This window comes from Pollutimonas rozaliensis (assembly GCF_048751585.1).
Classification (GTDB): domain Bacteria; phylum Pseudomonadota; class Gammaproteobacteria; order Burkholderiales; family Burkholderiaceae_B.
In genome coordinates, this window is record NZ_JAZHOB010000005.1 from 264,312 (window position 1) to 277,593 (window position 13,282).

Here is a 13,282-nt window from a genome sequence, read left to right on the forward strand (position 1 = left end):
CTACGGACTGATCAACAGAAAGACACGCCGATCGAACCCAGTGGTCCGAAGTCGGCATGGATCACATCGCCCGCGGCCACATCCACAGGCCGTGTGAAAGACCCGGCCAGCAAAATGTGTCCCGGCTCAAGCATGATGTCATGCCGCGCAAGCCGATTCGCCAGCCATACGATGCCCATGGCGGGGTGGCCCATGATGGCGGCCGACACGCCTGATTCTTCGATAATCCCGTTCTTCGACAGCGTGGCCGCGCACCAGCGCAGGTCCACATCCATGGGCCGCACAGGCCGCCCGCCTGTCACCATGCCCGCAGCGGCGGCATTGTCCGCGATGGTATCGACGATGGCCCTGGGCACTTCCGTACGGTAGTCGATGATTTCCATTGCCGGCGTCACATAGGCTGTGGCATCGAGCACGTCGTAGATCGTCACATTCTTGCCGCCCAGCCGCTTGCCCAGCACGAACGCGAGCTCCACTTCGAGCCTCGGCGCGGAAAAGCGCGAGGCGGGAATGCGCGCGCCGTCCGCGTAAGTCATGTCATCCAGCAAAACACCGTAGTCCGGCTCGGTCATCTTCGAAGCCTGTTGCATGGCACGGGAGGTCAAGCCGATTTTATGGCCGATCACCCGCGCGCCGGCCTGTACACGCTTCTCCGCCCACATTTGCTGCACAGCGTAGGAATCTTCTATCTCCATCTGCGGCCAGGTCTTGCTTACCTGAGCGATGGGCTTGCTGGTATTGCCTGCCACAAAAAGGGCTTCCGCGGCCTGCTGCCGTTCCTTCTGGCTGATCATTGGGTTTCTCCTGGTTTCGTTCTTTCAAGCATGACGAGCGACGGTCGCGGTCCTTCCGCCTTGCCGGTGATGGGCGGCGGGGGCAGCGCGTCATCGCCGGGCACTATCGTGAAGGTGTGCTCCAGCGAATACCATCGCCCCGCTACGTCGGGGTCTGGTGCGGACGTGTTTTCGTGTGCCCGATAGTCGCCCACCAGGGCGCTGGTCACGCCAAACTGCACATCGGTCTCCAAGTGCGGATCGTCGCTGGAATAGAGCTGCGAGAACTGCGTCTTGTATCCCGGCTTGTGGATTAGGAAGTGAATGTGGGCCGGACGCATATTGTGCCGGCCTTGCGCCCGGATCAAAGCGCCGACAGGGCCGTTCACGGGTATCGGATAACCTGAAGGCTTGACTGTGCGAAAGCGCACGCAACCATCCGCGTCCGTGCGAAATTTGCCGCGAAGGTTCATGTCCGCCTGTTCCGGGTCCTGGTTCTCGTAGTAGCCGTCCGCCGATGCATGCCAGACGTCCACCTCGGCACCGGACACCGGCTGTCCGTTGCCATCGCGTATCCAGGCCGTGACGAATACCGGGTCGCCGGGAGTCGGCGAACGCACGATCGAACCGCCCTGCGGCGTAACAGGGGAGCCCTTGCGCCAGAAAGGCCCCATCAAATTGGCCGTGGTTCCGTGCTGGTCCGGCTTGCCATTGTTCAACAAGCAAACCAGCGCGGAAACACCAAGCGATCCGGCCGCCAGCACCACTTCGTTGTGGGAGGCGGTGGTCAATTGGCCAGCTTTTGCCACCACGCCGCAGATCTGCCGGAATTCCGCTTCGGTCAGCTCGGTTTCGCGCACGAATTCGTGCAGATGCCGAACCGCCGATGCGAGCAGGCGGCGCAAGCGCGGGTCCGGAGTGCGGTCGACCTCGGCCAGCACCGCCCGGGTAAGATCCATCTGATTTTCTACGATCATGGCTATTTGATATGCAACCCGCCATCGACCACCAGGGTAGTGCCGGTGATGAACGACGATTCGTCGGAAGCCATCCAAAGGATGGGATATGCGATTTCAATGGGATCGGCCCAGCGCCCCAGCAGCGATGTTTCCTGGCGTTGAGTCTTCAGCTCCTCGACGCTCCTGCCGGCGGCCTTGGTCCGATTGACATGAAAGTCGGTCAGCGTCGAACCGGGGCATATAACGTTGACCCGGATTCCGTGCTCCGCCTCCTCGAAGGCCAGCGTGCGCGTCATGGCGACCATGGCTGCTTTCGTTGCGTCGTACAAGGCCATGCCCTTGCGGCCCTTGACCGCATAGCAGGAAGACACGTTGACGATCGCTCCCTTGCCTGAGCGGCGCAGATGAGGCAATGCGGCACGGCAGAAACTGGCGTTGCCCACCATGTTGACGCCCACCACCTCCTGCCATTCCTGCGAAGTGGCATCGGCAAAGGCGGAGTAATTGCGCATGGAGGCGTTGTTCACCAGCACGTCGATACCGCAGAACGCCTGGACGCATTGAGCCGCAGCCTGTTCCGCCGCGCCTGGGTCCGCGACTTCGGCACACAGCGTCTGAAGGGAAGCATCGGGCGTTTTCTGCAGGATGGCCGCGGCAGTGCGCGCCAGCGCCTGGGCGTCGCGATCCACCAGCAGCACGGCGGCCCCTTCGGCGCAGAAAAGCGCCGAGGTCGCCGCTCCTATCCCGCCCCCGGCTCCGGTAATCAGGATAGCCTTGCCTTTCAGACGGCCGCTCATATCGAGTACACCGGCTGGTTTTCGCCATAGACCAAATGCTTCTTGGCCCATTCCTGCGGCTTCTGGTCTCGCGGCAGCAGTACGCCGGCGGCACGCACGGCCTGTGGGCGCGATTGGGTAGCGCTGGGCTCCCGGCCCTGCTCCAATCCCTCGGTCGCCTCGAACAGCATCCGGCGCGCCATGACGATCGCCCGGTCCGAAGGCAGCAGCTTCTCGGCGCCGTGGTTCTGAATCGGCCCCATGCTTTCTTGCAGCGAAGCGTCCTGAGCGGCGAAGCCGAACACGCCGCTGAACGAGCGCTTCTCTTTCTGAGCCTGGCGGTCGATCAGATAATCATTGTCCTTGTTGGCTTTGGGCCGCCATGTGCCGCCGGGCACATTGGTGCCGGGCTCGTACTCGCAGTGCACGCCCCGGCCCTCTTCCAGATGCTGGCGCTCCTCGGCCGACAGAGGCCGGTCGGGACGGAAATTGATGCTCCACGCCCAGCAATTGTGATCATCGATCGGCACCCACACGTGACCGCCCAGAGCATGATCCCCGAACGGCGGAATCAGGTTGTACCAGGGGAAAATCCATTGGGTGACGCGCCAATAGTACGAATCGGCTTCTCCGTTGCGGCGGCCGAACAGCGTCAGGCCGCCATCGTGCCTTTCGATCTCGAAGGTGACGTTGCCGTCTTTCTTGATGTACTCATTGGCCTTGGTGCCCTGGTGGAAGGGATCATTGTCGACTTCGAACTTGTGCACGAAGGAAACATGGCTGGTGTCGATCCCGCCTTCCATGGCTTGCATGTAATTGCATTCCTGCATCCGCTTGGACACGAACACATGACTATCGGGCAGATTGGCCCACTCGACGCCCGGGCCTTCCGGCTGCTTGTCCTTGGGTCCCAGGTAAGCCCAAAGAATGCCTGCTCGCTCCATGCAAGGGTAGCCGGTGATGGACATCTTCTCGCACATTTGCGGCGCCTGGGGCACATCCACGCATTTGCCGTCGACATCGAACTTCAAGCCATGGTAGCTGCAGCGGATGCCGTTGTCCTCGTTGCGGCCGAAATAGAGAGAAGCGCCCCGGTGCGAGCAAAACTCGCTGATAAGGCCGGGCCGGCCCTGCGTGTCGCGGAACGCAAGCAGCTTTTCACCCAAAATCTGCACACGGACCGGCGGGCAGTCGGCTTCGGCGATCTCGCTGCAAAGGAGGATGGGTACCCAAAAACGGCGCAGGAGTTTGCCGGTCGGCGTGCCCGGACCGCTGCGTACCAGCGTCTTCATCATGTCCTTCATAGTCTGTCCACTGTCTGATAAATGAGTTCATTGTACGGACAGACATAAATCGGGTCAAGAGGGAGGCTGGCCTCCCAGATTTTTCGTAAGCTGATCCGCCATGCCGCAAAGCGCCAAGCCGAATTCGTGCATTCTGGCCTCCGTGAGCCTTACGTCGGGCCCAAAGACGCCCAGCGAACCGGCCACTGCTCCGCTACGGTCAAAGAATGGCGCCGCAACGGCATACGCCCCTTGTATCAATTCGTTGTGGCCCATGGCATAGCCGCGTTCGCGCGTTACCCTTAGCTGGTCCTTCAGCCAGCCCAGGTCGGTATTCGTTCCCGCCGCGTATGCCTCCAACTGGCCCGGCTTCAAGGGTGTAAAGGCAAGAATGGCCCGGCCGCTGGCTCCCCGAACCAGCTTCTCGCTGTAACCGACTCCGCGCCGGAAGCTGATAGGCTGAGGACTCTGCATTTCCGCAACGCACAGACGCATGTCCCCGCGCGGCACAAACAGCGCAACGGTCTCCGCCGTCAAAGTCCATGCCTCGGCCATTACTGGGCGGGCAATTTCGCTAAGGTCCAGAGTGCTGCTCCAGACATGGGCAAGGCGCGCCACGGCGGGCCCAAGCCGGAAACGCTGAGGCTCACCCGATGAGGCGACAAAACCTTTGTTTTCCAGGGTGTGCAGCAATCGGTACAGGGTGGGCCGGCTCAAGCCGACGCGCTTCACCAGGTCAGCCACCAGCAGTTCGCTGTCGCCCGGCTCAAAGGCGGCAAGCACATCCAGCGCCCGGTCAACGGCCCGCACGCCCTCCCCGCTCTTTTCCTGTTGATCGATTTTTGCTTTCTTCTGTTCCATAAGCTTTCAGAGTAGGTTGCAAGTGGCGCGGGAGTGGCAGGTCTTCCGCAGTAATCGCGCAGTGGGCCGCGCCCTTTTATGGTTCTATCCGGGCAGCTTGCGAGCCATCACGCCTCTGGATCATAGAAGAATCTGAACACATACACAGCCTCCGGCGGCAGGTTTTCCGGTGGAAACACATCAAGTATTGACCAAAAGCAAGCGATGCGCCGAGAGCACCTCGTCAGTATTGCCGCCAACCCGTCGGTTTTTAACCTCAGTTTAGTCAATTTACGGGAAAACCCTGTTGCCACTGTGGACTTAACCCCGCGAAAATAGAAACAACTGTCCGTCATACGGACAATATGCCTTATTTTGTTGATAGGGCATCACCCCACAGGAGACATTATGTTCAAACGCAGATTCCTGCGACGTGCGGGCGCCGTCGCGACCGCGACGCTTTGCGCCCTGGTCGCTTCGCCCGCCGCGGCGCAGGACTATCCCTCCAAGCCCATCCGCGTTCTGGTCAGTTTCGCCCCTGGCGGACTCACCGACCTGATCGCACGCGCCCTGCAACCGGAGCTGCAGAAGGGATTCGGACAGTCGGTGGTGGTCGAGAACCGGCCCGGCGCAGGCGGCACCGTGGCCGAGGGAGTGCTGGCCAAGTCGCCCGCCGATGGCTATACCATCCTGATAAGCGCCGACAGCGTGCCGGCCAACCCGCATCTGATGCCAAATCTGCCGTACGACAGCTTCAAGGATCTGAAGCCGGTCAGCATGCTTGCTCGTATTCCGCTCGTCATGCTGGTGAATAATAAGGTGCCGGCAACGACAGTAAAGGAATTCATTGCCTATGCCAAAACGCCAGGGGAAAACGTAAGCTACGGCAGCCCCGGCGTGGGCACCAGCAACCACTTGTCTTTCGAGGTGCTGAAGGAGATTGTAGGAATGGACGTGCCGCACGTACCTTACAAGGGTGGCGGCCCTGCGATTACGGATCTTCTGGGCGGCCATATCCAGGCACTGCTGATTTCCAGCACGCTTGCGGCGCCGCAGGCGGCATCCGGCAAGTTAAGGGCGCTGGCGGTTACCAGTGAAACGCGGCTGGCGCAATTGCCCGATGTACCCACTTTCGCCGAGGCCGGAGTTCCCGACTTCAAGCCTCAACAATGGACGGGCCTATTCGTGCCCAGCGGCACTCCACCGGAAGTCGTAGCGCGTATACATAGCGAATTTGCCAAGGCGCTAAAGGCTCCGGAGGTGCTCGCCAGGCTCGAACAACTGAATGCGGAGCCGGTAATGAGCTCGCAGGAAGACTTCACCGCATACCTGAACAAAGAACACGAGGCGCTCGGCCGCCTCATTAAGGCGCGCGGCATAAGCGCTCAATAAGCACGGCGTTGGGGGCGTGTCCCGCACATGCCCCCAACCGATTCTGACGAAAAGCGCATCCAGGCAAGGCCGACACTCGGCCCGGCGAATACGCCGCTCGCCCCCCCACCCCGCAAGCTCACCACGCAACCCGACCCGTCTCGCCGCCTTGGGCTGCGAGACGGGTCGCATGCCCGCGCGGCTTCCCGGAAGCCGATCTTTGCCTATTCACTCAAGGTTATATCGAATATCGATAGTATTGACCCGATAATCGATATACCATACCATTCAAATTAGACGTCTTTCAGGCGGAAAAGTCGGACACACCGATAAATACAAGGAGCAGACAATGAAACGCTTTACGAAACAAAATTTTATGCCAAGCCTATTGCTTGCGATGGCCGCGATGGGTTTAAGCAGTGCCGCGCCCGCCCAGGAAAAGCCTATTGAGTGGCGCTACTACACGGCACATACCGCTGATCGCGATGTCTTCAAGCTGGAAACGGATTGGGCCAACATGATCAACGAAGCTTCCAAAGGCAGGCTAAAGATCAAGGTCTATCCCGGCGGATCACTTGGCTTCAAAGAAAGCGACATGCTTGGCGCCCTGAAAAACGGACTGGTTGAAAGCAGCTACATATATGCTGGCTACTATGGCCGCACCCAACCCGCTCTGCCATTGGTCCTGCCTCAGATGGTTTTCAATACGCGCGCAGAGTTTCTCGACATCCTTCCTGCCGCCTATGCGGCCTATGCCGATCTCTACTCGGAGTGGGACATCAATATTGCCAGCATGTGGCCGACATCCACCTGCCATATTGCAATCATCGGCAAAGAAAAATTCAATACCATGGATTCCCTGAAAGGGAAGCGCGTGCGCGTTTGGGAAGCGCAACAAGTCAATTCTCTACGCGCCCTTGATGTCGTGGGCACAGTCGTGCCGCAAAACGATATATACCTTGCCTTCAAGACAGGCATGATCGATGCCATCGTGCATTATCCCGAAGCCCTTCGAACCTTGTCGCTCGCGGAAGATGCCAAATACTTCTCCTTGCTGCAGCCGGTGCCGGTCGTGCAGGGCATAGGAATTAGCGAGCGTGCATTTAATGCCTTGCCCGCCGACCTGCAGGAAATTGTACGGAAGGCATCGGACGAGCATAGGAAAAAATGGGCCGCTGACGCAGGCACGGACTGCATGGAAGAACAACGCCACCTGGAATGGGCCAAAGAGCATAAGGTGGAACGCCTCCCCGACTTCTCCGATGCCGACCGCGAGAAACTGAGCCGTGCAGCCATCGACGCCTGGCGGGCGCGCGCCGCGCAAGTCGGTGGAGAGGCGGAAAAAGTGCAAAAGCGTATGGAAGACGCACTGATGAAGCTGCGCAACGGCTAAACGGGACGCAGCAGTGCCAACCCATTCGAGCATGCAAGGCAAGCCCCTCTCCGGGCTTGCCTTTGCGGTGAAAGACAACATTGACGTTGAAGGTTGGCCGACCGGTTGCGGCAATCCCGAGTGGGCTCGCCGTCGGAAAGTCAGCGGTAAAAGCGCAACGGTAGTATCTCGGCTGATCAAAGAAGAAGCCGTTTTCCGCGGCAAAACCATTACAGACGAGTTCGCCTGGAGCGCCGCGGGAGACAACCCCCACTACGGAGCGCCGATCAATCCCGCCGCTCCCCATCGCCTGGCCGGCGGCTCGTCTTGCGGCTCCGCCTCGGTGGTAGCGCAAGGACTAGCCGACTTCGCACTAGGCACCGACACAGGAGGCTCGGTCCGCATTCCGGCTGCCTTTACCGGGCTATTTGGAATGCGGCCCTCGCACGGAGCCATTTCAATGGAAGGCGTCATGCCTCTTGCCCCAAGCCTGGACACGGTCGGGTTCATGGCCCGGGATGCGCATTTGCTTCGCGCAATAGGGCATGCGCTACTGCCTCCCGGAAGTAAATCGACGTACTCCCGGCTTCTTATCGCCGAAGACGCTTTCAGAAAGATATCGACCCGGCACAGGCGAGCACTCCAGCCATGGGTGGCTTTGCTGGCAAAGCATATTTCCAGAACGGAACAGCTTCCGTTAGTTCCAATTCCAGAAGGCCTGCAGCATGCCGCGTCCGCATTCCGCGTCTACCAGGCGGCGGAAATCAAAGGCGGTTTGATACCAATGCTGGACGGGATGGATTCTTTTCTGGGAGAAAGCCTGAGAAAGCGTATTGAGTATGCCCGCTCTATCACGAAGGACGAGGCGCAAGCGGCCTGCAAGAGTATTGAAAGCCTGGCAGTCCGCCTGCTTGGCCATGTTGGGCAAGACACGGTCGTTGCATTGCCTACGACCCATGATATCGCCCCTTGGCGAACTTCAGCCGAAGCGAATTTAATCGAGCATCGCCAGAGCCTGATAGAGTTGAACTGCATCGCAAGCATCGGGGGAATGCCGCAAATTACATTGCCGGTGGCAAGCATCGATAACGCCCCGTTCGGGCTGTCGATCCTGGGCCCGCCCGGTACCGACCTGGCTTTGCTGGACTTGGCATGCTGTTTGCAGCAAGCGGGCAGCCAACGGTTGTTTGCTAAAATGAAAATGCATGTAACTGGCGATCCAGCGCGCACACCGGGGTATGATAAAACACATGCCGATTTTCCCTACGGATGGATTTAAGTGTCGACAAAAAAAAATAATGATCACAGCGGGAATGGCTTATTCAACCAGTCGCTTGAAAAGGGCCTGGCGATTCTTTTGGCTTTCAGTCCCGACATGCGGACCATGAACCTGTCGGACATAGCCAAGGCTACAGGCATCAGCCGTAGCGCCGCGCAACGCTTCACCTACACCCTTGAGGCACTGGGCTATTTACAGAAGCACCCGATCAACAAGCGATATTCCCTGCGCGTCTCAACGCTTGCATTGGGGTATCGCTATTTGCTGGTCAACCAGAACGTTGAACGCGCAAATCCCTTTCTGCTGGATCTGAACCTTACCTGCGGTGAAACCGTCAATTATTCAGAGCCCGACCGCAGCGACATGGTGTATGTCGGACGATTTCCAACCAGCAGAAGGACGCCGGTTCATATGCCCTTGGGCCGCCGGCTTCCTATGTACTGCACTTCCGCGGGAAGGGCATACCTGTCCCGCCTGCCGGCTCAGCAACGCAAGGAAATATTGACGGCATCAGAACGTGTGCCTTATACGCACACTACAGTGACTGATATCGATAAGCTCCTGGAGCTGTGCGACGAAGCCGCCGACTCGGGCTATGCCTATGCCAATGGCGAATACTATGCCGGCGACATGAATGTCAGCGCCGCGGTGCTGGACACCAGCGGCGTGCCGATAGGCGTCGTGTCGATCTCCGCCCCTGAAACGCGCTGGAGCCTGTCCGACCTGAGGCGGCAATTGGCTCCTTTGGTTATGGAAACGGCCCGGCTGATATCGGTTCGCGATCCTAGCCCGGCCGAACTGGAACCCTTTGCCATCGGCGCCGGCAAGGCGCCGCCATCCGCAGGCTAGCTGTCAACGCTGCCGGCGAGATTCCCCGAACTATTCGGTGCATACAGCGTAGCCCCGGCTTCCTCACTGACTTTTCCGTTGCGGATGTCCGCCTCAAGCGACTGCCGCTGGCGCAGCCCGGCGTCGCCATAGCCCCCGCCGCCCGCCGTCTTGATCAGTATACGATCGCCCTTGAACAAGGTAGTCACCAGCTTGGAAGGGACTATCTCTTTGGCGCCCGTTGCTCGCGTGATGATGGTCTGCGCCATCGCACCCGACGAACCGCCGTTTGCCCCTGAAGCCGCACAGTAGTGCCGCTCCCCTCGGTGAGTGAAACTTACTTCGCCTTCCAGTATCTCGTATTCGCGTACGATGCCCAACCCGCCGCGCTGCTGGCCCGCGCCGCCCGAATCGATCTGCAGCGCGGATTGATGCACCCGAATCGGGGCATCCGACTCGAGCGCCTCGACCGGCAGGTTCATGCAGTTTGTGGCGTCGGTTTCGATGACGTCGACTCCATCGCCATCATGGCCCGCGCCACTGCCGCCGGCGATCAGCTCGCCCACGACAAATGCCTTGCCGTCCCGCGTGTGGCCGCCGAACGAAAGCAGCAGCATTTCTCCAGCGGCATCGGCTCCGATGGTCTCGGGGGCGACCTGACGAAGCGCCCCCAGGATAACTCCGGTTATGCGCTTGATCGTAGCCGTCCTGGCGTTCACCGGAGCAGGCTCGGATGGATTGACGATACTGCCAGCCGGCAAATGCAAGGACACAGGCCTGAAACACCCCCCATTGGTCGGGATGTCGCTTCCCGTTATAACGCGGCTTGCAAAGTAGGCTGCCGCCATGGATCCCGAAGGCACCACATTGAACGGCCCGCGGACCTGGGGATTGGAACCCGTGAAGTCACAATGAAACTGGCCATCCTTGATCGTGACAGCCACTTCTATCCGGATCCGCTTGTCCAGTTCTATGCCATCGTTATCGTTGTAATCGACGTAGCGATACGTGCCTTCGGGGATAGCCAGAAGCGCATCGCGCGTCATGCGTTCGGATCGGTCGAGCAAATCGCTGAATATCATTCGAAGCAGCGAGGCACTGAATTTTTCCGATAAGTCCTTCAAGCGATTAAGGCCAATAGTGCATGCCGAGATTTGTGCGTGGATATCGCCAATGAAGACATCCGGTATCCGGCTGTTCAGGCGCATGATCTTCACAATGCTCTCGTTCATCTCCGACCCGCTACGCAACTGCAGCGGGGGAAGCCTTAGCCCCTCCTGGAATATCTCGGTGGCGTTCGTGGGCACCGATCCCGCGGTCATCCCCCCGATATCCTGATGATGCGTCATGGAGCCGCTGAAGGCAATGAGTTCACCCTGGCAGAATATGGGCATGACAATACCGATATCGGGCAGGTGCGTTCCGCCGAGATAGGGATCGTTCATCATGTAGACGTCGCCATCGCGCATGGTGTCCAACGGGAATTCCTGAATAATCCTTTTCACAACCGGGATCAGCGTTGCCAGGTGTATGGGAATGGCCACAGCCTGAGCCAGGGTTTCGCCATCAATGGTGAACAGGCTCGCGGATGCGTCCAGGCCTTCCCTAACAATAGGAGAGAACGACGAGTGAAACAGCGTCATCTGCATCTCATTGGCGATGCCCTCAAGCTTATTACGCACGACCTCTATAGTTATGGGATCAAGTTGCTGTGTCATGAGACCGCCCTATTGCACTTCAGGTTTAGTAAGGATGATATTTCCGCTTTCTTGCACACTTGCGCTCCAACCGGGATAGACTATCGTCGTCGAATCGGGTTGCTCCAGGATGGCAGGTCCGTCGAATCTCGCTCCGACCGCAAGCTCATGCCTGGCCAAAACCTTGGCCGCCATGGGTTCCTCATGGCCAATGACCGAGATCTCACGCACCCCCTTCGCCGGGTCGGAACCGCCTTTCAAGGACATGGGCGCCATATCGCCGGTTTCGGGCTCCAGCCGATGAATCGCGCGTAGATTCACGATTTTCTCGGCTGTTCCGGGACTATGGCCGAAAACCCGCCGATACGCCTGCGTGAACCCTTCGCGCAACTGCAGCAGGGTATCCACGCGGAGCTCGAACGGCACCTCTATGTGATGCGCCTGGCCTATGTAGCACACGTCGGCGAAGTACTGAATCGTCACGCGCTCGGCGTCCGTGGTCTCGTGCGACATCAGCGTTGCGCACTGTTCATCGAGTTCGCTAATGGCCTTCTGGATATCGGCAAGGTCGGCACAAGCCAGCGGCGTCGGAAAGGCCATGGATACCTCGTGCTCGATCGGCGCCATCAACATGCCCAATGCCGAAAGAACGCCGGGATGCTGAGGCAGCAGAATCCGGGACGTACCAAGATCAGCCGCCAATGCACATATGTGAATGCCGCCGCTGCCACCCAGGGGCATCAAGGTAAATTCGCGGGAGTCGAAACCCTGCCGTATGGAAACCAGCCGGATTCCTTCCACCATTTGCGCAGCCACGACACGATGTATGCCCAGAGCCGCTTCGCGAACGGATATTCCCAATGGCCCGGCTATCTTTTCCGCAATTACCGAATGCGCCAGCTCGGGCTTCAATGGGAATCGGCCGCCCGCAAAGTAATCCGGATCTATATAACCCAGCACAATGGAAGCATCCGCCACAGTGGGCTCGGTTCCTCCTTGGCCATAGCACGCCGGGCCGGGGACGGAGCCCGCCGATCGCGGTCCCACCCGCAATCCCCCAGCCCCGTCTATCCAGGCCATGCTTCCCCCGCCGGCGCCGATGGCGTTTACGTCGACCATGGGCACCCGCACCTGATATCCCGCCACCAGTCCCTGTGAGCGAATCAAGGGCTCTCCGGCCCGGATCAATGCAATGTCCGAGCTTGTGCCACCTATATCGACACTAATGATGCTTTCGATCTTTTCAATCGTGCCCATGCGCTGGGCGCCGATGACTCCCGCAGCCGGCCCTGAGAGAAACAGCCGGACCGGCCGTTCACGGGCGATGCCAGCCAGTGAGATGCCGCCCCGCGACTGCATGATCTGCAACGGGGCGCTAACGCCGCGCTGCGCCAATCCGGACTCCAGGTCTGACAGATAGGTATTCACCACAGGCTTGATGTAGGCATCCAGCGTCGTAACGACCGTACGCTCGTACTCGCGAAATGTTGGATCCACTTCAGACGATATCGAGACATACACGGCTGGATAGGCCTGACGGATCAGTTCCGCCGCCCGGCGCTCATGTACAGGATTCAGGAAGGAAAACAGAAAGCATACGGCTATGCTTTCTACGCCCTTATCGACGAGGGAAGCCACCGCTTCCAGCAATGCCGCCTCATCCAGCTCTGTAATAACCTCTCCGCGCGCGGAGATTCTTTCGGGAACCTCGACACGGAGTTCTCCCGGCGCAAGAAAGGAAGGAACCTCCGGCTCCAGCCTGACCGAATAGACGGAGGTTCTCATTTGCCGGCCCAGTTCCAGGATATCTTTGAATCCCTTGGTGGCGACCAACCCTGTACGCGGGCCGCGACGCTCGATAACCGCGTTGGTGGCGACGGTGGTGCCATGAATGAAACGCTGTATGCCTTCCGGAGCAATCCCCCACTCTTGACACAGCGGCTCGATCGCCGTCAGTACCGCCTGGCTGGGGTCGGGCCGCGATGTGGGAACCTTGGCCACATGCAGCGGTTTGCCGTCATCCCTGCACACGATATCGGTAAACGTTCCACCGATGTCCACTCCAATTTCTATCATTCTGATTTTCCTCTAATCGACATATGAC

The 13,282-nt window shown here is 59.3% G+C and carries 11 protein-coding genes; 4 read left to right on the top strand and 7 right to left on the bottom strand.

Annotation, left to right across the window (positions count from 1 at the left end; all coding sequences use genetic code 11):
• Positions 1–11: 11 nt before the first annotated feature.
• From hpaH to V0R37_RS11440, 5 genes are read right to left on the bottom strand one after another with little or no spacing between them, the layout of a single operon-like run.
• Positions 12–794, bottom strand: a complete 783-nt coding sequence (gene hpaH, locus V0R37_RS11420; protein ID WP_420374627.1) for a 2-oxo-hept-4-ene-1,7-dioate hydratase — start codon at positions 792–794, stop codon at positions 12–14.
• The gene (locus V0R37_RS11425; RefSeq protein ID WP_420374628.1) at positions 791–1,750 is read right to left on the bottom strand and encodes a dioxygenase family protein; all 960 of its coding nucleotides are present in this window, start codon (positions 1,748–1,750) and stop codon (positions 791–793) included. The genes hpaH and V0R37_RS11425 overlap by 4 nt, the downstream gene beginning before the upstream one ends.
• A gap of 2 nt (positions 1,751–1,752) precedes the next feature.
• Complete coding sequence (locus V0R37_RS11430; protein WP_420374629.1) at positions 1,753–2,529, bottom strand: SDR family NAD(P)-dependent oxidoreductase; 777 nt, start codon at positions 2,527–2,529, stop codon at positions 1,753–1,755.
• Positions 2,526–3,812 carry a Rieske 2Fe-2S domain-containing protein gene (locus tag V0R37_RS11435; RefSeq protein ID WP_420374630.1) on the bottom strand — a complete coding sequence of 429 codons (1,287 nt, stop codon included), beginning with the start codon at positions 3,810–3,812 and terminating at the stop codon, positions 2,526–2,528. The genes V0R37_RS11430 and V0R37_RS11435 overlap by 4 nt, the downstream gene beginning before the upstream one ends.
• Before the next feature lie 54 nt (positions 3,813–3,866).
• Positions 3,867–4,652, bottom strand: a complete 786-nt coding sequence (locus tag V0R37_RS11440; RefSeq protein WP_420374631.1) for an IclR family transcriptional regulator — start codon at positions 4,650–4,652, stop codon at positions 3,867–3,869.
• Positions 4,653–5,039: 387 nt separating this feature from the next.
• Between V0R37_RS11440 and V0R37_RS11445 the strand changes: the two genes are divergently transcribed.
• The 4 genes from V0R37_RS11445 (at position 5,040) to V0R37_RS11460 (ending at position 9,502) form a co-directional block, all read left to right on the top strand.
• Positions 5,040–6,023 (top strand): Bug family tripartite tricarboxylate transporter substrate binding protein, encoded by a 984-nt coding sequence (locus V0R37_RS11445; RefSeq protein WP_420374632.1) that lies wholly within the window; start codon positions 5,040–5,042, stop codon positions 6,021–6,023.
• 355 nt (positions 6,024–6,378) lie between these two features.
• The gene (locus V0R37_RS11450) at positions 6,379–7,395 is read left to right on the top strand and encodes a TRAP transporter substrate-binding protein (RefSeq protein WP_420374633.1); all 1,017 of its coding nucleotides are present in this window, start codon (positions 6,379–6,381) and stop codon (positions 7,393–7,395) included.
• Between the two features lie 13 nt (positions 7,396–7,408).
• Positions 7,409–8,653 (top strand): amidase, encoded by a 1,245-nt coding sequence (locus tag V0R37_RS11455; protein WP_420374634.1) that lies wholly within the window; start codon positions 7,409–7,411, stop codon positions 8,651–8,653.
• A complete protein-coding gene (locus V0R37_RS11460) occupies positions 8,654–9,502 on the top strand; it encodes an IclR family transcriptional regulator (RefSeq protein WP_420374635.1) in 849 nt (282 codons plus the stop codon).
• Here the strand turns inward: V0R37_RS11460 and V0R37_RS11465 are convergent.
• Positions 9,499–11,199: a hydantoinase B/oxoprolinase family protein gene (locus V0R37_RS11465; RefSeq protein ID WP_420374636.1), complete on the bottom strand. Its 1,701-nt coding sequence runs from the start codon at positions 11,197–11,199 to the stop codon at positions 9,499–9,501. The two genes, V0R37_RS11460 and V0R37_RS11465, sit on opposite strands and share 4 nt — an antisense overlap.
• Before the next feature lie 9 nt (positions 11,200–11,208).
• On the bottom strand, positions 11,209–13,254 hold the full coding sequence (locus V0R37_RS11470) for a hydantoinase/oxoprolinase family protein (protein ID WP_420374637.1): 2,046 nt from the start codon (positions 13,252–13,254) through the stop codon (positions 11,209–11,211).
• Positions 13,255–13,282 lie beyond the last annotated feature (28 nt).

What these genes read in the sequence shown, in the direction of transcription:
- hpaH (WP_420374627.1), bottom strand. Translation starts at nt 794, where the DNA reads ATGATCAGCCAGAAGGAACGGCAGCAGGCCGCGGAAGCCCTTTTTGTG.
- V0R37_RS11425 (WP_420374628.1), bottom strand. Translation starts at nt 1,750, where the DNA reads ATGATCGTAGAAAATCAGATGGATCTTACCCGGGCGGTGCTGGCCGAG.
- V0R37_RS11465 (WP_420374636.1), bottom strand. Translation starts at nt 11,199, where the DNA reads ATGACACAGCAACTTGATCCCATAACTATAGAGGTCGTGCGTAATAAG.
- V0R37_RS11435 (WP_420374630.1), bottom strand. Translation starts at nt 3,812, where the DNA reads ATGAAGGACATGATGAAGACGCTGGTACGCAGCGGTCCGGGCACGCCG.
- V0R37_RS11440 (WP_420374631.1), bottom strand. Translation starts at nt 4,652, where the DNA reads ATGGAACAGAAGAAAGCAAAAATCGATCAACAGGAAAAGAGCGGGGAG.
- V0R37_RS11445 (WP_420374632.1), top strand. Translation starts at nt 5,040, where the DNA reads ATGTTCAAACGCAGATTCCTGCGACGTGCGGGCGCCGTCGCGACCGCG.
- V0R37_RS11450 (WP_420374633.1), top strand. Translation starts at nt 6,379, where the DNA reads ATGCCAAGCCTATTGCTTGCGATGGCCGCGATGGGTTTAAGCAGTGCC.
- V0R37_RS11470 (WP_420374637.1), bottom strand. Translation starts at nt 13,254, where the DNA reads ATGATAGAAATTGGAGTGGACATCGGTGGAACGTTTACCGATATCGTG.
- V0R37_RS11430 (WP_420374629.1), bottom strand. Translation starts at nt 2,529, where the DNA reads ATGAGCGGCCGTCTGAAAGGCAAGGCTATCCTGATTACCGGAGCCGGG.